Raw genomic sequence first — 19,645 nt, forward strand, 5'->3', positions numbered from 1 at the left:
CTTCAATAATTATAAAAAAATGTCTATTTATTCTTAGCTCGTTGTAATATAATGTTCTTAACTGATTTGGATTCTATCATATTTTATAGTACTTTTGCCACATATAAAAAAGTCTTTTTATTAAGTATGAACAAACTCATCATATTTTCAGCACCTTCGGGAAGTGGTAAAACAACCATCGTTCGCGAATTATTAAAATGCAAAGACCTCAACTTAAGTTTTTCTATATCTACAACTTCTCGTGAGCCACGCGGACAGGAACAAAACGGAATTGATTATTATTTCATTTCAGTAGAAGCATTCAAAAAACAAATTGAAAATCAAGAATTTTTAGAATGGGAAGAGGTCTATACCAAGACATTTTACGGGACTTCTAAGAAAGAAATAGAACGATTATGGCAATTAAGAAAAAATATTTTACTTGATATTGATGTTTTCGGAGGAATCAATGTCAAAAAACAATTTGGAACAAAAGCATTATCTCTGTTTATCCAACCACCCAGTATCGACATTTTGCGACAACGATTGGAAAATCGCCAAACCGATTCTGCTGAAAAAATAGCTATTCGCCTTGCCAAAGCACAAAAAGAAATGGAACAAGCCATTCATTTCGATCAAATTATTGTTAATGATAATCTTGCAACTGCCGTAGCTCAAACCGAAAAAATTATCAGAAATTTTTTAGAGAAATAGATTTTCATGAAAATATCATTCGCTATTTTGATGATAGTCCTCATCTTAACCAATTGTAGCAAAAAAATGCACATCTCCATTGACAATATCCAAACCATTACTGATTTTCCGAGCGGTTCGGGCATAGGATATGCTAACGGAAAACTTTATGCCATCGGCGATGATAGCCCATTTTTGTATGTAATCAATACGGATTTCCAAATCGAAAACAAGATACTTTTGTACCAAGAAAGCGAAGAAAATTTCAAAGGAAACCGAATTAAAAAGAAAAAGAAGATGGATTTTGAGACTTTGGAAATGATTTCTGATAAAGAATTGGTCATTTTCGGTTCGGGGTCAAAATTACCACAACGCGATGTCTTCATCAGAGTGATTCTAGAAGATAAGCCTGTCATTGAGAGGTATTTTATCACATCTTTCTATGATACTATACGAAATAGCAAGCCTCTGAAAGATACAGAGTTAAACATTGAAGCCACAGCGTACAATAACGGATTTCTCTACTTTTTTAATCGTGCAAACAATGTTATTATCAAAACCAATTATCAAACCTTTCTCAAAAGCCTAAAAACAAATCAAGTACCCGATTTATCGTTCTCACAAGCCAAATTACCTATCATTGAAGGAGTTGAGGCTGGTTTTTCGGGAGCTACTTTTCTGAGTAATTCAGAAATCGTTGTTACTGCTTCGGTTGAGGCTACGGACGATGCATATAACGATGGCGAAATCATCGGAAGCCTCATCGGAATCATAGATATTTCAAATTTTGACCAACCCAAAATAAAGAGCTTCACGAATATTCCCAATGCCGAACAAAACCTCAAAGTAGAGTCTGTAACAGTTGTTTCCGCTTCAGAAAAAGACTGCACAATGGTGCTTATAACCGACGACGACCAAGGAAATACACGTCTAATCAAAATCACGGCATCACACTAAGCCGATCCCTGTTGTGAGCTTTCCATAAGCCACCTCAAGCTAATAACACTGCTCATCGGTAAGGAGAGGATTCTCAAAATACTCCTTTTCGATGAGCGAAGCAAAATGCTTTTGTGTATTATCGTTAGGAAACCAAAACACATTAACCCCATCATTTCGGTTATAAATACGCCATTTCACTGAATAATTTTAAAATTTTCCTTCAAGTATATCATAAAGAGAATCATTAAAGGAATGGTTACTGCATTTATACCAATAAAGTAATATAAATACTCCCAAAAATTGGGTATTCCGTGGGTAAATGCCCATATTAATAACCCAATTTGCAATAAAACAAGCCAAAATCCCACTAAACTAAGCCAAACAGAACTCATAAACACAAACAAAAACACCATTCCCTTCTTTTTTGTGAATGGCAATAGCTACCACACAAACGAAAGCGACACATAACTCCCTATTCCTAACAAAATGAAAGTATTTACAGCTAATAACTTCGCTGTGGGGACAGTGAGCAAAGCTATTAGTATCGCTACTAATTCTATGATTATCAGCAGGATTAGTATTAGATTGCCTTTGGTCATTGGTAGTTATTTGATGTTGATTATTTTACTTTTACTTCTCGCCAAGATTGCCAATACGACTATCAATTTCTTTAAAATCTTCCTCATTGGTAGCGGCATAACACATATCGTAATAAGTTCCGTTATTAAAAATAGCAATAACATCGCTGTCAGAATTGCCATAAAAATCAATTCCTATCCACTTGCTAAAAGTGAAAGGCTTCTTTTGGAAATTTTGCCTGATAAATTCCAATTCTTCCTCGTTAATAAACAAAAAATCTTCCGAAGTATAGTCCAAACCAAACACCGCTTGTAAGTTTGCCATTGCATTGAAGAAATCCGTGAGCGTCTCGAACTCTTTTTCCCAAGTTTCTTCATCTTTACTCATATAAACAGATGGATTTTCCTCCGTAAGGTCATCTTTATGAATCGCCCAAAGACAAGCCTATTGATTTTCAGCATAAAAAATAAAATAATCCTCGTTTTTTGACCATTGCACTTGCTCAGGAAGCAGCAAAGTATCTTGCGTTTGGTTCAGCTCAACTATTTTTCCTAACTGAAAATAATAATCATACAACACTTGCGGAATATTCGGACTTATTTTTCGGATATTTTGTAGCTCTTCATCATTAAATCCATCATTTTCTTTAATATTAAAAAGCGTTTTAATATAATTAAAATTCGGTCATTGTCTTATTTTTTGGTTTCACACGATTGCAAAATCTTCAAAGAAATCTAATTTTTCTCTGCTGAAAGCTATCAAAAGGCGTTTTTCAGGAATTTTTTTCTTGCCAAAACCTCCCAAACTGATGCCTAATGTTCTAAAAGTAGTGTAATGCTTTCCTTCCACAAAATTGGGGTCAATTTCCTTAAGTTTTTCTAATCCTAAACTGAAAATATCGTAATTTTCAATGATAGGAGTGGTATCTTTTAAGCAAATCACCTGATTTAGAATATAATTATTCCCTATTTTATCATAAATAAGCTCTTGTGCGTTGCGAAATTCAGTGATTCTTCCCATAATATTATCTATTTCTACTCTGGAAGCCTCTCCAAATTGCTCTATAATCTCTTTTTGAGTCTTTTCGAAAGTAAAATCGCCTACACTTTCATAAGATTTGATACTAATTTTGTTCATAATTTCGGAATTTTTAATTATTTTATTGTAGTTCTCTTTTGTTTATTCTTCATTTTTGTCTTTTATCTTTGGAATTTCAATATTCGGAAGCTCATCGCCCAATTTTTTAGCAATTTGATAGTGTGACCAATTCTCAATTTCCTCCTCTCCGTAGATAATCATTCGTATTTCAATGTCGCGGGTATCCATATCGCCTAAATACATCTGTTGATGCTCTGGAACTCGCTCGTAAGCCTCTTGCAATAGATTTTTATTTTCCAACGTAGGATTATTTTTAAATTCTTCAAAGGCTTTCTTGCAAAGGTCGAAGTAAGTTGGCTCATTATTTAGCTTTCTGAAAGTTTCCTCTAACTCACCTAATATATCTTCTATGTCATTGCTCCACGATTTATCATCAATAGTGAAACTTCCTAATCCATAGATGTTTATAATAGTATTTTTAGGCGGATTGGTAATGATTTTTTTCTCTGCTACGAGCTTTTTAAATTCTTCAAAATTTACTTCAAAAGGTGTTTCAAGCCTTGTTATCTGCAAAGTTCTGTCTGCAAAAGCCAACACTTTTACTAAATGATATGTCCCATTTTCTTTATAGAAAAGATTTATTTTTTTGCCATCAATTTTTTTAGTGTCAAAAGGATTATCAGGATATTTTTCTTTATAAATAGTTCCTTCTCCATTTTCACCAATGGTAACTTCACCTATTTTTCTTTCAACATAAGTATAAATATTCTTCCATTGAGGATTCATCTCTCGAATTAGGCTCTCTACATAATCAATAAAGCTCTTTTTGTTAAAAATCCAATTTGAATTTTTAATTTTCCAACTGCCAAGATTAAAAATAGAGATATTTTCTCTATCAGGAATGTTCAAAACTACCCATTCTTGCTTTATTTCATCTTTAAAAATCTCAAAATCGTGAAAATTCCAGCAATATACTCTACCATTTTCGTAAATATCTAAATCTACGAAATGATAACCACCATTTTGGATAATTGCAGGAATAGAAACTCCCTGAATTTCTTGTGTTTTATAAACTTTATTTGAGGATTTGAATGTCATAATACTTTTATTTAATGATTATTGGTTGCAAAAATATAGGGTTTTTTCGATAAAAAATCAAAACGAGCGTCTACAAAGTGTCTACAAGTGGGTGTTTTTTAGCTAATAATGATTAAAAAAACTGCCAAAGGCTTATTCCGATGACAGTTATGGTTAAAAGTTTAGCGAACAGACTTTCCGAACATTTGCAGGAACTGAGGTTCTTCTGCAAGGGCGTATTTTGAGTACGAATACAACTCACGCATCCATTTATCAAGGTTCTCGAAGGCTTTATTTTTGTCTTTTGTAGCCTGTTCGCTTTCGTTTTTTTCTTGCGAATAGGTAGCGTACAAATCTTTTGCCTCGTTTACCGCCGAAATCTGATTATTAACCATTTCTTCAGTTATTTTTACGCGTTCCAAAGCCTTTCTAAGTGGCTCTTGCTGACTAAGATTGACATAAAATCGAGTCATTTCTTCCAACAGAACAATAATTACCCCCGATGTTTTTTCATTCAGCCCAAGAGTTACTTTAGCTATCTCATTTTCTTTGAAAACGAGCCTCGCTTTGTTGCGATGTTCGCGATAAAGTTTGCTAACATCGTCCATTTTTAGCTTAAAATTCAGATACGATACCCTTTCTTCTTCAGTTTCTTTCTTATTAACGCCGTATTTGGACTGAGCAGCAGTGTACAGGGATTTCCCCTTGGCAATTTCATCGGAAGAATAGCCGTAATTGTCTAATTTTTCAGCAATTTTGCTGTTGTTTTCTAATGTTTCAAAAAGAATTTTGGCATTTTGAAGCATTTCTTCGTTGGTAAAATAATTTTTTTGTGCCATAGCTTTTTTCTTTTTAATAAATTGAACAATATTGGTGTTTATAAAATAAGTGTAAAACACTATTTTTCTTATTTTAATGCCATTTGGTATCTTATCAAAAGGAAGATTTTTTATAAAATCCTATTCAGGGGACAAGTTACAAAAAATATTTTAATTATTTTATTTTTTATGGAATTTTTTTTACACCCGTAGAGACGCAATGCATTGCATCTCTACAATATTTTCTGCTCTCATTCTTCTGCATTCCGCCCCTAAAATCTCATTTTCCGCCCTTATTCTTCTGTATTCCGCCCCTAAAATATTATTTTCCTCCCTCATTCTTCTATATTCCGCCCTTAAAATCTTATTTTCCGCTCTTATTATTTGTTATTATAACCAAAAAAATCTTTGTAATAAAAGCTATTACACCCATTTTACAAAGGTTTTTCAGTGAAATAAATCCTTAGTCTATTAACAACGAGTTTAGATTCTCTATTTTCCTTGCCCACGCTACATTATAAATGGTATCGGCGATTGTTGGGTCAGAAACTTCCTCTAAAAATTGGGCTTTTGCCTTTATTTTTAATATTTTACCGATGCTTATCTTCGATTGTAGCTTTAAAAGCATCGCACTTACGGCATCTCTATCCAAATTATGTACTGTTTGTCCGTCAAAAGGCATTTCTAACCAGATAATTTCGGCATTTAATACATCAAGCACCCCAAAAACGAGTCCTTTTTGCAGTGTTTGAGAGATACGCACCTGTTTTATAACGCACGAGGGGTCGTACGCTACGCCACTTCGCTCTGAAATCTTCATTTTGTGCTTTGAATCCATCCAACCGACCACCAAATTTGGCGAAATACTCCCCACACTATACGCATTGCAGGTAAAAGTAACATATTCGGCATTCATTTTACGCAATTCGTTTACATTTATCTCGATGTACTCGGCTGTTCCTACCTTATTGGGAATTTCCCTGATGTCGCCGCTATGTTTTGCTCCCTTCGTGGTCAGATTTGCGTAGTTACAGACTGCCATTTCTCCGTTGTGATAGGCTATATTACAAGATAAATCCATATCCAAATGCTGAGCGGGAAGTCCTTCGCCCCATTGCATAAATAACCGAATGGTGTTGCCCTCTAACGGAATGCGTTCGCCCATAAAAGTAGGCTCAAAGTCCTGTATATTCTGCCCTCTGTCGCCTATCGGAAACGGAATTTTGTACAATTCAGGGTCAATATATATTCTCTGAAAATCAACCTCTTGCTTTTCAAATCGCTCCTTGAATGCTTTTAAGCAAAGTTGTTGTATTTGCTTAGTCATTTGACTGAGTTCTTCCTTAGAATACAACGAAGTATACTGATTGGCAGGTATATTTTTGCGAATGCCCGTTATTGAGCGAACACTTCGGGTTGTTTCGTGCTGAAAATACAATCCTGCGTACGATTCCAACGCCAAAAGGAGTCGCATCGGCACTTTTGGAGTGATTTCTTTGAATGCTTCGATGGTAATATCGGCTCCAAACCAAAGCATATTGGCAAAAAGAGACCTTGCGAAGAGTCCTGGGCGTTGTTTGAGCAATGAAAAAGTGTTTTCGGCGTCGCTTTTCATCCGAAAATGGTTTATTCTGCCCTGCCAGACCTCATATACTTGGTTGTAGAAGATGTCCAACAGCTCACGAAGGTTCTCAAAGCCCGATTTTTTGCTATATTCAGCCAATCGTAAGGCACGGATAAACCGCACCCACATATTCCGCTTCGGATGCATCTGTTCTGCCATCTTCTCAGGGGTTAATTCCATCGAATTGAGCCAATTTGCCACCATTTTGGCTTCTTTTCGGGTGTATTTTAGCTTTAAATCTTGTTTTGAAGCTATTTTGGCAAAGGTACTAAGGTTGTGCAAAGGTGAAATATGGCTGTGATTCTTCGCATTTTTGTTGATAAGGGTCTTCGGTTCGATAATTTGCAGAAAACCAGTCTTTTTATACCACAAATATCGCATAATATCAGTCGGACTTTTGAAAAAATGCCCTGCCTGTTCGCCTTTTCCCTGAGCAATGAGTTCATCTACCACCAAAACGAGGGTTTCTTTCATCGAAATAGTGATATTTCCTTGGTAATCAATGTTTTTTAATAAGATTTTGAGGCTATCGGACTGCGTAGCATCTAACGGAATCTTCGAAGCAAGGATATTCTCAAAATATAGAACGATGTCTTTATCTGTCCATAGGTCGAGGAGCCTCCTTTTACTGCCTTTGTGTTCGAGTTTTAGCTTATCGAACACAAAAGGAGTCCCGCAGAAAGGGCAACCGTTGTATCTATGCAGTGGAAAAGTGCCATTCGGAATCAAATGACCACAATTGAGCCGCACCCCTTGGTAAAGGTCATAATCATAGGCGTTATCGTAGTAATACTCCCATATTTTGAGGGAGGGAAAATCGTTTATTTCATCGTTGTAGAAGGCTGTTATCCAGTGGTCGTAGATAGTTTCGCCAGTGGGGATGTCCCAATTCTTGACAAGAGGTGTCCAATTGAGCTTCGTCCCAAGTATTTCCTCGATACAGGTTACTATTTCGCTTATTTCCGCCTCTGAAAGGGTACTAAGGGCGTACAAAAGTGCCTCACTGACTTCAAATCCGTGCTTACTGAGCGTATTTAGTAACAAAAGGGAAGTTTTTTTAGGCTCTCGGAAGGTTGTTTGAGCCTCTTTGATGTAAATTTTACCCTGCCTGATGGCTATTCTTTGCAAATCTTTCATAATAAATAAGTTAAAAAGTCAGGTAATGGGCTTTCTTAGTAACTTAACAGGTTATTTTAGAAGTAAGAAAGCCTTGACCTGATGTATTTTAAAGGTAATCGTGGGAGTATTCTGTCCTAAAAGAGTTGAAGTAACTCCCACTTGACCTGTTTTTTATCATTTCTGCTGCAAAGGTAAAACACAGATACGCAATGTTTTTGCGTCAGATACTATTTATGATTTAATTAACAGTTAAAAGATTGCATCCTCGTATATCGGCATTGTCGAATCTGCCCAAAATTTCAAAAGTTCCATCAGAAAATATTCTTCCTAAATCTTGTGTTGCAATAAAACTACACGAGTGAATATTAGCAAGGTCAATAATATTGATTCCTCCTGTTTTTCCACAAGCGTTGAAAGAAAAGGCATCTTCGGGATCTCTAACAAGTACTTTCAGCCAAGGAACGGGTTTAAATATTCCTCCTCCTTGCGAATATGCCTGTGAAAGCATTTCGGTCATACCATACTCTGAATGAATAGCTTGCACTCCCATCTTTTGACAAAGAATATGATGTAATTCTTCTCTTATTAGTTCTTTTCGCTTGCCTTTCATCCCTCCTGTTTCCATAACTATCGTATTTTGTAAGGAAAAAGAATATTTTTCGACTAAATCTAACAAAGCGTAAGACACACCTATAAGCAGAATTTTGTGTCCATAAGCATCTAATTGATTGATTTTCAAAGCTAATTCATCTATATTATATAAATAAAAACCACTTTGAGCATTTTGAGTATGCGCTATCAAATCATTTACCATATAAATTAGAGACGAGCCAGAACGCTTCAAATACGAAGGTAAAAGAGCTAAAATTGTATAATCTTGTGGTTTTCCATAAAAAAGTTCAAATCCGCGCTGAAAACTCTCTTCATACAAAGGAATGTCTTTAACAAAATGCTTAGATGGTATCATTTGAGTAGTTCCACTGCTTGTGAAAAAATGTTGGGGTTGTGTATTTCCACAAAAAATAGGTCTTTCCTTGAAGAATTCTATTGGAAGAAAAGGAATTTCTTGTAAAGAGGTTATTTTTTGCGGATTTCTATCAAGTAAATTACAAAATTGCTTATATACTTTATTATTTTCATATTGAAAACAAAAAACTTCAAGAGCTTTTTGCTCAAAATTTGTATCACAAACTGAAAAAAGAGCTTCTCTGTCCATAAACTATAAATTTCTTTCGTTGCAAATATACAAATTCTATATCTATCTAAATAAAAAAACCACCTTTTTAGGTGGTTTCAAATTTTACAAAAAAAATCTTAACATTTTCGTTGGTCTACAGGGACTCGAACCCCGAATAACAGAACCAAAATCTGCTGTGTTACCATTACACCATAGACCATTTTTTATTTGCGGTGCAAAGATATAACCTTTTTTTGAAATTGCAAAATATATTTTACTTTTTTTAAAAAAATATTTTTTTATGATTACAAATTAGGTTTATACCATAATTATTTAGTATATTCGCCTCCTAAAAATAATATTGTAAGATTATGACCCAAAAAAATTTTCAGAAATGTAATATTATTACAGGTTGGACTATTTTTTTTATTGCTTTAATTACGTATGCTTTGACAGTTGAACCAACGCTAAGTTTCTGGGATTGTGGAGAATACATAGCCACTGCTGCTAAACTTGAAATAGGACACCCTCCTGGTGCTCCGTTCTTTCAGATGGTTGGAGCTTTCTTTGCCTCGTTTGCTTCTTCTGCAGAAAAAATAGCGCTTTGGGTAAATTATATGTCTGTTTTTTCGAGTGCATTTACCATTCTCTTTTTATATTTCATTATTGTAAATCTTACTCTAAAAATAACTAAAAAAGAAAATGATGAGTTTTCTCTTTCAAAAGCTATTGCTGTGTTAGCAAGCGGAATTGTAGGCTCTTTGGCATATACATTTTCAGATAGTTTTTGGTTTAATGCTGTAGAAGCCGAAGTGTATGCGATGGCAATGCTTTTTATGTCGGGGATGTTTTGGTTGGGGTTAAAATGGACTGATAATTTGAACACTCCACGAGGAAATAAATGGTTATTACTGATTTCATTGGTTGTAGGGCTTTCTTTTGGAGTGCATTTTATGGCACTTTTGACAATTCCTGCTATTGGAATGCTATACTTTTTCAATTCGCATTATGAGAAAAATATAAAGAATTTTCTTATTGCCAATATTGTTTCTATTACTATTTTGTTGCTCATTTTCAAACTGATACTTCCTTACACTTTAGCTTTTTTTGGCGAGACAGAAGTTTTTTTTGTAAATAGTTTAGGACTTCCTTTTAATTCTGGAACTATTTTCGCTGGAATTGTAATCATTACTTTTTTTGTATGGGCTCTTCGCTTTTCTTACAAAAAACAAAAGCCTTATTTGCAGACAATTACACTTTGCCTTTTGTTTGTTTTCGTTGGATTTTCTTCTTGGCTTATGATTCCCATCAGAGCCAATGCTGATGTAGTAATTAACGAAAATAGCCCCACGGATGCTCGTCTTCTTTTAGCATATTATAACTTAGAACAATATCCTGAAACACATTTATTTTATGGACCTATGTATTCGGATAAGTATGCTGATCCAAATCCTACTAATCCATACATAGACGAAAAACCCAAATACGAAAGAGATTACAAATCAGGCAAATACATCATTGTTAATCACTATAAGAATGCACGTATAGCTCCTAATTCAACCCACGAAGGTTTTCTACCTCGTATGTGGAGTTCAGACCATGCGGCCAATTATATGATGATGTCAAAGCCTTTGAAATTCAAGCTAAGACCTGAATATATAAATGAGCCACAAGCACAAGAACTTATTGCTCAAATTCGTAGTCAAATGGCGAAGGGTGAACTTGATTTTGAAGATTATGAACGTATTTTATCTCAATACAAAAGTATATTAGAAATAGAAAAACCAAGTTTTTGGCAAAATCTGCATTATCTGTTTTCTTACCAAATCAACTATATGTATATGCGTTATTTTATGTGGAATTTCGTAGGAAGACAAGATGATATACAGGGTAGAAAAGACAATCACGGGAATTGGCTCTCAGGTATTGATTTTATTGATGAAATACATTTAGGTCTTCCACAGAAAGACCTCCCTTCGGACGTAGCTCAAAACAAAGGACGAAATACGTATTTTTTCCTTCCATTATTATTAGGACTTTTAGGATTTGTTTTTCATCTCTGGAAAAGTAAGCGTTATACGTGGGTTGTTTTCGTGTTATTTATGTTCACTGGTATTGCCTTAAAAATATATTTGAACGAAAGACCTTTTGAACCTCGCGAGCGAGATTATGCACTGGTTGGTTCTTTCTTTACTTTTTCTATTTGGATAGGAATGGGTGTGTATGGACTTTTTGATGCTTTAAAAGATTTTATCAATACTAAAATTGTAGCTCCTGCCGTCAGTATTTTGTGTTTGCTTTTGGTTCCTGTACGAATGGCTCAACAAAACTGGGACGATCACGACCGTTCCAACAAATATACAGCCCGAGCTATGGCAAAAAGCTATTTGGATTCTGTTGATAAAAACAAAGGTACTATGCTCTTTTCTATCGGTGATAATGATACATTCTCACTTTGGTATATGCAAGAGGTAGAAAATTATCGCACAGATGTTCGAGTTATCAACACAAGCCTTTTGGCTACCGATTGGTACATTGACCAAATGAAGCGAAAAGCCTACACAAGTGAGCCAATACCTTCACAACTTACACACGACAAATATGCTTATGGCGTGCGCGACGCTATTTATTACAGCGGAAAATCTGACAAAACTTGGAATGTGAAAGATTTGATTACTTGGATTGCCAGCGATGATCCAAAAACCAAAATAGAACTTGATATTGAAGGAGAGGCTATTCAGTATGCAAGCTACCCGACCAATAAAATCCGTATCCCTGTCAATAAAGAAAATGTACTGAAAAGCGGTGTCGTTTCTGCAAAAGATGCTGACCTTATCGTTGATTATATTGATATTGATTTGCCTAAGTCTGGTTTTGGGAAAAATCGACTTCTAATGCTTGATATTATTGCTAATAATGACTGGAAACGCCCTATTTACTTCACCGGAGGAAGTTTCAGTAGCGAAGAATATATCTGGATGAAAGATTATTTGCAATTAGATGGCTTAGTGTTCAAATTAGTTCCTATAAAAACACCTATCGACAAGAACAATCCGTATGATATGGGACGAATAGACACTGAACTAATGTACAAAATTGTTACTTCGTGGGAATGGGGCAATATGGATAGCCCTACTATATATCATGACCCTGAAACTCGTAGAAATGGCACTATGTTTCGTGAGAAATTGATTCGTTTAAGTGAAGCTCTAATTCAAGAAAACAAATTGGATAAAGCGAAAAATATCCTTGATTTATCTATCAAACGTATTCCAATTGATTTTTATGGCTATTATTTTACATTAGAACCTGTGATAAATGGTTATTATAAAGTAGGAGATACACAAAAAGCTCGTGCTATATTTGAGGAAGTTGTCAAAAAGTATCAGGAATATCTTAATTATTATTTAACATTACACCCGTATCAATTTAACAATATTTCAGAACAAATTGAATACGATTTAAGACGTTATGCATCGCTTATTTCGATAATTGCAGACAATAAAGATGATAATTTTTATAAAAAACAAGAGGAAATTTTCAAAAAATACATAAAAAACTTATTAGCAACCGACCCTCTTAAACCAGTTAAAACCCTTGAAAATACAGAGATTGATAGCCTTAAATAAAAATTGTTGATATTTTTTTATATTTTTTAAGAAAATAAATTTTTCAGTTTAAAAAAAAATAGTAACTTGCCCCCGATTTAGAAAATGAAAAATTTTGTTTAAAAATGAATATACGAAGTTTAAAAAATTCCATTGTAGTAGCTATTTTAACAACAGTACTAATGGTTGGTTGTAAAAAAGGTTCTGATAAGAATACTTCAAGTGCAACCGGTTGGAAAATCAATTCAAAAGAAGGTGGTTTTCAATACAATACTGATTTCAAAGACCAAGTAACTGGTCCAGGTTTGGTATTTGTTGAAGGTGGTACCTTTACTATGGGAAAAACCCAAGATGACCCAATGCACGATTGGAACAACTCTCCAAGCCAGCAACACGTTCAGTCCTTTTATATGGATGAAACAGAAGTTACCAACAAAATGTACATGGAGTATCTTGATTGGTTAAAGCGAGTATTCCCTCCAGAAGAAGAACAATACAAGAATATTTACTTAGGTGCTCTTCCTGATACACTTGTTTGGCGTGACCCTCTGGGAGCTAACGAAACTATGGTAACTAACTATCTAAGACACCCTGCTTATTCGGAATATCCTGTAGTTGGTGTTAATTGGGTACAGGCTGTTCAATTTAGTTCGTGGCGTACAAACCGTGTGAATGAAGCTATTCTTGAACAAGAGGGCTATGTTGAAAAAAACTCACGATATGAAGTAACTGCTGATGGAACTTTCAGTACTGATACGTATTTGAATGCTCCTGAAAAAGCTTATGGAGGACAAATGGGTGAATTTGCAGGTAGAAAAGCCGTTAATAAAGAAGGTGATGTTACTTATGCAAAACAAACTAGCGGAATTTTATTACCAGAATATCGTTTACCGTCAGAAATAGAATGGGAATATGCAGCAAAATCTCTTAATGGATTACGTAGATATAATAGTATTCGAGGGCGTAAAAAATATCCTTGGGAAGGAGCTTATACACGCTCTGACAAGCGTAAAACCATTGGAGATCAATTGGCTAATTTCAAACAAGGACAAGGTGATTATGGAGGTTTAGCTGGGTGGTCTGATGATGGTGGAGATATTACTGTTGCTGTAAAATCTTTCCCTCCGAACGACTTTGGTTTATATGATATGGCTGGTAATGTTGCCGAATGGGTTGCTGACGTATATCGTCCTATTGTAGATGATGATATGAATGATTTTAATTACTATCGAGGAAATGTTTATACCAAGCACAAAATAGGTGAAGATGGTAAAGTAGAAGTTGTTTCTGGTTCTAACATTACCTATGACACTCTAAGCAATGGACGTATTATTGCTCGTAATTTACCTGGAGACATAGCTAAAGTTGCTATTGATGAGAATGAAACTTACCTTCGTTATAACTTCAATCGTAGTGATAATCGTAACTATCGTGATGGAGACAATGAATCAAGTAGAGAATTTAAAAAACATTCTGTAGAACTTGAAGAATACTATGGTGATTCTCTATCTACATCTAAAACCGTAGCCTACACAGGTAATAAAGCTAATATTTCAAGAGGAATGTATAATTCTCCTGATGATAAAATTCTTAATATCGATAGTAGAATCATAAAAAAATCCGATAAATCAAATGATAGAACAACTCTTATTGATGATGAAGCAAGAGTATTCAAAGGAGGTTCTTGGCGAGATAGAGCTTATTGGTTAGATCCTGCTCAAAGAAGATACTTACCACAATATAGCGCAACTAATTATATTGGTTTCCGTTGTGCAATGAGTAGAGTAGGTTCTAAAGCTAAAAAGAAAAAAACATCACGTGGATAATAAATAACTAGAAACTCTGAAATAATTTTCAGAGTTTTTTTATTAAATTAAAGTATAAAACAAATGAGTATTGAGTCTATTTATAGCAAATTTCAAGAATGTAATTTTTCTGTTTCTACTGACACTCGGAAAAACGTACAAGATAGTTTATTTTTTTGCCTTAATGGAGAAAACTTTGACGGAAATACATTCGCCCAAAAAGCCTTTGATAATGGTGCTAAATACATCATTATCGATAATCCTGCATATCAATCTGTCAAAAATACGATTCTGGTAGATAATTCGTTGGAAACGTTACAAAAATTAGCCAATTTTCATCGAAAAAAACTCGCAACTCCCATTATTGCCATAACAGGAAGCAATGGGAAAACCACATCTAAAGAACTAATTTTCAGTGTTTTAAATCAGTCTTTTCATACTATTGCGACACTAGGGAATTTGAACAATCACATCGGGGTACCTCTTACACTTTTGTCAATAAAGCCTTCTACTGAAATTGCTATTGTAGAAATGGGAGCAAATCACCCGAATGAAATTGCATTTTTGTGCCAAATAGCCGAGCCTGATTTTGGTTACATTACCAATTTTGGTAAAGCTCACTTGGAAGGTTTTTTGTCCATTGAGGGCGTTATTAAAGCCAAATGTGAGCTTTACGAATATCTAATGGCGCACCAAAAGACTATTTTTTTCAACCAAGATAATTTAATTCAAGCAGAAAAGCTACAAAACTACCCGAGTATTTTTTCTTTCTCTGTAAAAAACAACAATTCGGCTAATATTATCGCCCAAATCGTACAGTCGTTTCCTTTTGTAAGCATAAAAACGGAAAATACAACCATACATTCGCACTTAACAGGCGTTTATAATGCTGATAATATCGCAGCAGCTATTTGCGTGGGAAGGTATTTTAAAATATCATACGAAGCTATTAAAAAAGGCATCGAAAACTACATACCGAGTAATAGTCGTTCGCAAATTATTGAGAAAGCAAACGGAAATAAATTATTACTTGATGCTTACAATGCAAATCCAAGTAGTATGCAGGTGGCTATTGATAATTTCAAACAGATTGAATATCCTAACAAAATAGTAATTTTAGGCGATATGAAAGAATTGGGTACAGAAAGTCATTTTGAACATCAGCAAATTGTTACTTATTTAGAAAATAATGTATGGAATGAGGTACTCTTAGTTGGTGAAAATTTTGGAAATACTAGTAATAATTACAAACATTTCAAATCGACTGATGATGTGCTTTCATATCTTGAAAAACAGCATTATACAGATACATTTTTCTTGATAAAAGGTTCAAGAGCTATGAAATTGGAACAAATCGTAGCATATTTTGAATAAAAAAATCCCTGAAATTCAGGGATTTTTTTATTTCCTTTTCTTTCAATTAAAAGACAGGTATCTATGTTCACATAATCATTTCAAATATAACCAATCCGCAGGAATGACCATTTCATGAAAATGAAGACTTGATACTCCCACTTCTAACACTTGTCCTTTGATATTTTCAAAGTATAGGATTTCTATTTTATGAAATCCTTTCTCTAACGCTATGATATTTTCTTTACGCTGGGGTCTATGTCCTCCGTCATCGTTAACTAACTCAATATCATCTATTTTCAGCAAACTACCTTCGTCCGAATACGTATAAAACTTATAATTAGCAGTTTTTGGAACAAAAATATAGCCCGAATAGATATATCCAAAATGGTCTTTTGCCGTTATATTTTCAGCAAAAATTGTAGAATATACACCTTGTTTTTTTACAGGGAATTTCGCTATGTCTTGAACCGATTTTATATTATCATCAAATTCGTAATATTTGTAATGAATTCCTTTTTTTGAAGGTTTTACATTTAAAGATTTTGATAACTTTGTTGTATTTGAAATTTCTTTTAACTCTGATGGATAGTGAAACATATCCTTAATTCCTTCTTCGGTACGAATCCAAGAATCAAAAGCGAATTTTCCTTTCTTCAGCACGATTACTCTTCCTCCTCTGGGCAATTTGCCATAAGCATCTAATCCTGATACGTTTCCATATCCAAGGGCAATATTTTTATACGTTCCGATAAAATTATTATTATGTGCGTGTCCCACAAAAACACCCATTACATTCTTTTTCTCAGAAAAAGCTGTGAAAATTCCTGAGTTAAATTCAGAACTACCAATGTTATCATCTTTGGTGCCAATTGTTTTTTCACTACTTTTAACATACTCATATTCAGGGAGTGGAATGTGAAGAAATGCCAATGAAGGAATTGGAATATTATTATTTTTAGCGGTGTATAAATCACTTTGTTTGCGAAACCAATCGATTTGGTCAAATTTTATCCAATCATATTTACTCAACGCTCGAGATTGCGACCCTGAATGGCTATCGATAAAGTATAAAACAGATTCTATGTTCCCTTTGTCTCCATAAACAGGAAGTGTAAAATTTCCTACTCCCGAGACATTGCCTTCTTCTCCCAGAAAATATGGATAATTTTTCATCATTTTAAAAATTTCTGGCTTTTTTAAATTGTGGTCTTCATCGTGATTACCAAAAATAATCGTCCACGGTGTTTTAAATTTCTCAACAACTGTTGCTAAACGTTTCCACGCTTCTTCTTCGGGGGGTACAGTAACAATATCGCCTGTAAAAACAATTAAATCGGGTTTTTCGGTCTGTAATACTTTTTCTATTACGCTTACATTTTGAGGCATTTTATCCGATTTTGCATTCCAATGCAAATCTGTAAACTGAACGATTTTAAACGTATCTTCATTTGTAAAGTGCAAAGTAGCTTTTTGAGAAAATGATTGTAATGCTATAAAAACAAAGCCTATTGTCAAAAATATTTTTTTCATTGTTACATTAGTTTTACTATTTTTTGTTGTACATCTTCACTATTTTTTCCAATCATTATGGTAAATGAACCTTTTTCTACGATATAATTCATTTGATTATCCCAAAAGCCAAGTTCTTTTGAATCTACGTCAAAAGTGATTTTTACCGTTTCTCCTTTGGGAATAAAAACTTTTTTGAACCCTTTAAGTTCTTTTACAGGGCGTACCATTGAAGCTACATTATCTGAAACGTATAATTGTACTATTTCTTCACCATCATAAGTTCCAGTGTTTGTAACAGAAACTTCTACTTTTAATTTTCCATTGGCATCAAAATAATCAGGGCATATCATAGGCGAATATGCAAATTCGGTATAACTTAGCCCATAGCCAAAAGGGTAGAGGTTTGCATTAGGCAAATCAATATGTCTGGTTGTAGAGGTTTTCTCCATATCGCCTGGTCGGCCTGAACGTTTGTAATTATAATAGTTTGGTATCTGTCCTTCGGAACGAGGAAAAGACATCGTCAGTTTCGCCGAAGGGTTATAATCACCAAATAGAACATCAGCGATAGCGTTTCCGCTTTGAATGCCTAAAAACCACGTTTCTAAAATGACTGAGGCTTTTTCGTCTATTTTAGGAATTGCCAAAGGACGCCCGTTCATCAAAACTACTACCACGGGTTTGCCTGTTGCGATTAGCTCCTGTACCAGCTTTTCTTGCACACCGGGCAATGAAAGAGAAGCTCTGCTTCTTGACTCTCCACTCATCAGTGCTTTTTCGCCCACCGCTACGATAACTATATCATTTTCAGAGGCTAATTTAATCGCCTGAGCAAATCCATCTTCATTGGTTGATAGAAAATCGCAACCTTGAGCATAGTTTATTTCTGCTTTGTTTCCTAATTTATTTTTAATACCTTCGTAAAGAGAAACCACATCTTCTTCCTCTCCTCTGGCTTTCCAAGAGCCTAAAAGTTCTGATTTATTATTAGCCAAAGGACCTATGAGTGCAATTTTTTTTACTTTTTTTGAAATGGGCAATGTTTTGTTCTCATTTTTGAGTAATACGATTGATTTTTTAGCAATATCACGTGCGGTTTCGATAAATTCAGGTTTTTTAATTTCTTTTTTTTCTCTTTTTTCATCAAAAAAACGAAAAGGATTTTCAAAAAGACCCAATCTATACTTTATTTGTAAGATTCTCTTAACCGATTCATCAATCATTTTGGTATCGATCTGTTTTTCTTTTACTGCTTGTTCCAAATACTTATTGTACAATCCATCGGTCATATTCATATCTACGCCGGCATTAAAAGCTATTATCGCCGCCGATTTATCATCTTCGGCAACTCCGTGAGCTATCAATTCTTTTACGGCATTCCAGTCGCTAACTGTAAATCCGCCGAATTTCCATTTGTCCTGCAATATTTCTCTGAAAAGAAAAGAACTCGCCGTAGCAGGAACGCCATTAAGGCTGTTAAACGCCGTCATAAACGTCTGTACATTGGCATCAACACACGCCTTGAACGGAGGTAAATACACCTCTGCCAGCGTACTCATTGATATATCCACTGGGGCGTAATCGCGTCCTGCTTGAGGAGCACCATAAGCTGCAAAATGTTTCGCACACGCCAATACTGAATTGGGTTGCCACAAATTCCATTGAAATCCTTTGACACGGGCTTCGGCTATTTTACTTCCCAGATAAGTATCTTCCCCTGCTCCTTCCACCACTCTTCCCCAGCGAGGATCTCTGGCTACATCTACCATTGGGGCAAATGACCAATGAATACCCGCAGCCGAAGCCTCAATTGAAGCCATTTTTGCAGATTTTTCAATAAGTTCCAAGTCCCAAGAGCAAGATTCGGCCAGAGGTACGGGAGTAATAGTTTTATAGCCGTGTATCACATCAAATCCGAATAGAATAGGAATCTTTAATCTTGATTTTTCTATGTTTTTTCGTTGAATTTCTCTAAGTTGCTTCGTCCCCGCGATATTAAGAATTGAGCCTATGAGTCCGCTTTCTATAAGCGAATCGGTGAGTGTTTGACTCTCAGGACCTGTAAGTAATTCTCGACCAACATATTGTGATAATTGACCTATTTTTTCTGCCAAAGTCATTTTAGAAAGTAAATCTTCAATGAACTTTTCTTCTTTTTGATTTACATTTCTATTTGGAAGATTATTCTGTCCATTTACAGAAACAAAAGCAATAAAGATGAAAATCAATAATATATTTTTCTTTGATAAATACATTTTTGT

16 protein-coding genes and 1 tRNA gene are annotated in these 19,645 nt (G+C 34.7%); 6 read left to right on the forward strand and 11 right to left on the reverse strand.

The window, feature by feature from the left end; genetic code table 11:
• Positions 1-126 precede the first annotated feature (126 nt).
• Together gmk and OO775_RS02045 are read left to right on the forward strand one after the other, a co-directional pair.
• Positions 127-693: a guanylate kinase gene (gmk, locus tag OO775_RS02040; RefSeq protein WP_264845346.1), complete on the forward strand. Its 567-nt coding sequence runs from the start codon at positions 127-129 to the stop codon at positions 691-693.
• A gap of 6 nt (positions 694-699) precedes the next feature.
• Complete coding sequence (locus OO775_RS02045; RefSeq protein ID WP_264845347.1) at positions 700-1,629, forward strand: DUF6929 family protein; 930 nt, start codon at positions 700-702, stop codon at positions 1,627-1,629.
• A gap of 39 nt (positions 1,630-1,668) precedes the next feature.
• Here the strand turns inward: OO775_RS02045 and OO775_RS02050 are convergent, their stop codons facing one another.
• From OO775_RS02050 to OO775_RS02060, 3 genes are all read right to left on the reverse strand, one after another.
• Positions 1,669-1,809: a hypothetical protein gene (locus OO775_RS02050; RefSeq protein WP_264845348.1), complete on the reverse strand. Its 141-nt coding sequence runs from the start codon at positions 1,807-1,809 to the stop codon at positions 1,669-1,671.
• Positions 1,810-2,051: 242 nt separating this feature from the next.
• Entirely contained in the window at positions 2,052-2,210 is a 159-nt protein-coding gene (locus tag OO775_RS02055) for a hypothetical protein (RefSeq protein WP_264845349.1), read from the reverse strand.
• A gap of 31 nt (positions 2,211-2,241) precedes the next feature.
• Positions 2,242-2,577 carry a hypothetical protein gene (locus tag OO775_RS02060; protein ID WP_264845350.1) on the reverse strand — a complete coding sequence of 112 codons (336 nt, stop codon included), beginning with the start codon at positions 2,575-2,577 and terminating at the stop codon, positions 2,242-2,244.
• A gap of 98 nt (positions 2,578-2,675) precedes the next feature.
• Between OO775_RS02060 and OO775_RS02065 the strand changes: the two genes are divergently transcribed.
• Complete coding sequence (locus OO775_RS02065; protein WP_264845351.1) at positions 2,676-2,822, forward strand: hypothetical protein; 147 nt, start codon at positions 2,676-2,678, stop codon at positions 2,820-2,822.
• A 73-nt stretch (positions 2,823-2,895) separates the two neighbouring features.
• Here OO775_RS02065 and OO775_RS02070 read toward each other — a convergent pair whose 3' ends face one another.
• The 6 genes from OO775_RS02070 to OO775_RS02095 all read right to left on the reverse strand — a co-directional run bounded on the left by OO775_RS02070 (position 2,896) and on the right by OO775_RS02095 (position 9,323).
• Positions 2,896-3,327 (reverse strand): hypothetical protein, encoded by a 432-nt coding sequence (locus OO775_RS02070; RefSeq protein WP_264845352.1) that lies wholly within the window; start codon positions 3,325-3,327, stop codon positions 2,896-2,898.
• Positions 3,328-3,369: 42 nt separating this feature from the next.
• Positions 3,370-4,386, reverse strand: coding sequence for a DUF7638 domain-containing protein (locus tag OO775_RS02075; RefSeq protein ID WP_264845353.1), 1,017 nt, complete (start codon positions 4,384-4,386; stop codon positions 3,370-3,372).
• 161 nt (positions 4,387-4,547) lie between these two features.
• Complete coding sequence (locus OO775_RS02080) at positions 4,548-5,204, reverse strand: PQLLE family protein (RefSeq protein WP_264845354.1); 657 nt, start codon at positions 5,202-5,204, stop codon at positions 4,548-4,550.
• 442 nt (positions 5,205-5,646) lie between these two features.
• Positions 5,647-7,944 (reverse strand): hypothetical protein, encoded by a 2,298-nt coding sequence (locus OO775_RS02085; RefSeq protein WP_264845355.1) that lies wholly within the window; start codon positions 7,942-7,944, stop codon positions 5,647-5,649.
• A 220-nt stretch (positions 7,945-8,164) separates the two neighbouring features.
• Entirely contained in the window at positions 8,165-9,142 is a 978-nt protein-coding gene (locus OO775_RS02090; protein ID WP_264845356.1) for an acyl transferase, read from the reverse strand.
• A gap of 110 nt (positions 9,143-9,252) precedes the next feature.
• A tRNA-Gln gene (locus tag OO775_RS02095) sits at positions 9,253-9,323 on the reverse strand.
• 151 nt (positions 9,324-9,474) lie between these two features.
• Here OO775_RS02095 and OO775_RS02100 point away from each other — a divergent pair.
• The 3 genes from OO775_RS02100 (at position 9,475) to OO775_RS02110 (ending at position 15,890) form a co-directional block, all read left to right on the forward strand.
• Positions 9,475-12,732, forward strand: coding sequence for a protein O-mannosyl-transferase family (locus tag OO775_RS02100; protein WP_264845357.1), 3,258 nt, complete (start codon positions 9,475-9,477; stop codon positions 12,730-12,732).
• Between the two features lie 104 nt (positions 12,733-12,836).
• Positions 12,837-14,537: a gliding motility lipoprotein GldJ gene (gene gldJ, locus OO775_RS02105; protein ID WP_264845358.1), complete on the forward strand. Its 1,701-nt coding sequence runs from the start codon at positions 12,837-12,839 to the stop codon at positions 14,535-14,537.
• 63 nt (positions 14,538-14,600) lie between these two features.
• Positions 14,601-15,890 carry a UDP-N-acetylmuramoyl-tripeptide--D-alanyl-D-alanine ligase gene (locus OO775_RS02110; protein ID WP_264845359.1) on the forward strand — a complete coding sequence of 430 codons (1,290 nt, stop codon included), beginning with the start codon at positions 14,601-14,603 and terminating at the stop codon, positions 15,888-15,890.
• 75 nt (positions 15,891-15,965) lie between these two features.
• On the opposite strand, the gene OO775_RS02115 is transcribed toward OO775_RS02110, so the two are convergent.
• Both OO775_RS02115 and bglX read right to left on the reverse strand, forming a co-directional pair.
• On the reverse strand, positions 15,966-17,402 hold the full coding sequence (locus OO775_RS02115; protein WP_264845360.1) for a metallophosphoesterase: 1,437 nt from the start codon (positions 17,400-17,402) through the stop codon (positions 15,966-15,968).
• Between the two features lie 2 nt (positions 17,403-17,404).
• Entirely contained in the window at positions 17,405-19,639 is a 2,235-nt protein-coding gene (bglX, locus tag OO775_RS02120; RefSeq protein ID WP_264845361.1) for a beta-glucosidase BglX, read from the reverse strand.
• Between the last annotated feature and the right edge of the window lie 6 nt (positions 19,640-19,645).

Source organism: Capnocytophaga catalasegens, from assembly GCF_026005215.1.
GTDB classification, from domain to species: domain Bacteria; phylum Bacteroidota; class Bacteroidia; order Flavobacteriales; family Flavobacteriaceae; genus Capnocytophaga; species Capnocytophaga catalasegens.

What these genes read in the sequence shown, in the direction of transcription:
- gmk (WP_264845346.1), top strand. Translation starts at nt 127, where the DNA reads ATGAACAAACTCATCATATTTTCAGCACCTTCGGGAAGTGGTAAAACA.
- OO775_RS02045 (WP_264845347.1), top strand. Translation starts at nt 700, where the DNA reads ATGAAAATATCATTCGCTATTTTGATGATAGTCCTCATCTTAACCAAT.
- OO775_RS02055 (WP_264845349.1), bottom strand. Translation starts at nt 2,210, where the DNA reads ATGACCAAAGGCAATCTAATACTAATCCTGCTGATAATCATAGAATTA.
- OO775_RS02060 (WP_264845350.1), bottom strand. Translation starts at nt 2,577, where the DNA reads ATGAGTAAAGATGAAGAAACTTGGGAAAAAGAGTTCGAGACGCTCACG.
- OO775_RS02070 (WP_264845352.1), bottom strand. Translation starts at nt 3,327, where the DNA reads ATGAACAAAATTAGTATCAAATCTTATGAAAGTGTAGGCGATTTTACT.
- OO775_RS02075 (WP_264845353.1), bottom strand. Translation starts at nt 4,386, where the DNA reads ATGACATTCAAATCCTCAAATAAAGTTTATAAAACACAAGAAATTCAG.
- OO775_RS02080 (WP_264845354.1), bottom strand. Translation starts at nt 5,204, where the DNA reads ATGGCACAAAAAAATTATTTTACCAACGAAGAAATGCTTCAAAATGCC.
- OO775_RS02085 (WP_264845355.1), bottom strand. Translation starts at nt 7,944, where the DNA reads ATGAAAGATTTGCAAAGAATAGCCATCAGGCAGGGTAAAATTTACATC.
- OO775_RS02090 (WP_264845356.1), bottom strand. Translation starts at nt 9,142, where the DNA reads ATGGACAGAGAAGCTCTTTTTTCAGTTTGTGATACAAATTTTGAGCAA.
- OO775_RS02100 (WP_264845357.1), top strand. Translation starts at nt 9,475, where the DNA reads ATGACCCAAAAAAATTTTCAGAAATGTAATATTATTACAGGTTGGACT.
- gldJ (WP_264845358.1), top strand. Translation starts at nt 12,837, where the DNA reads ATGAATATACGAAGTTTAAAAAATTCCATTGTAGTAGCTATTTTAACA.
- OO775_RS02110 (WP_264845359.1), top strand. Translation starts at nt 14,601, where the DNA reads ATGAGTATTGAGTCTATTTATAGCAAATTTCAAGAATGTAATTTTTCT.
- OO775_RS02115 (WP_264845360.1), bottom strand. Translation starts at nt 17,402, where the DNA reads ATGAAAAAAATATTTTTGACAATAGGCTTTGTTTTTATAGCATTACAA.
- bglX (WP_264845361.1), bottom strand. Translation starts at nt 19,639, where the DNA reads ATGTATTTATCAAAGAAAAATATATTATTGATTTTCATCTTTATTGCT.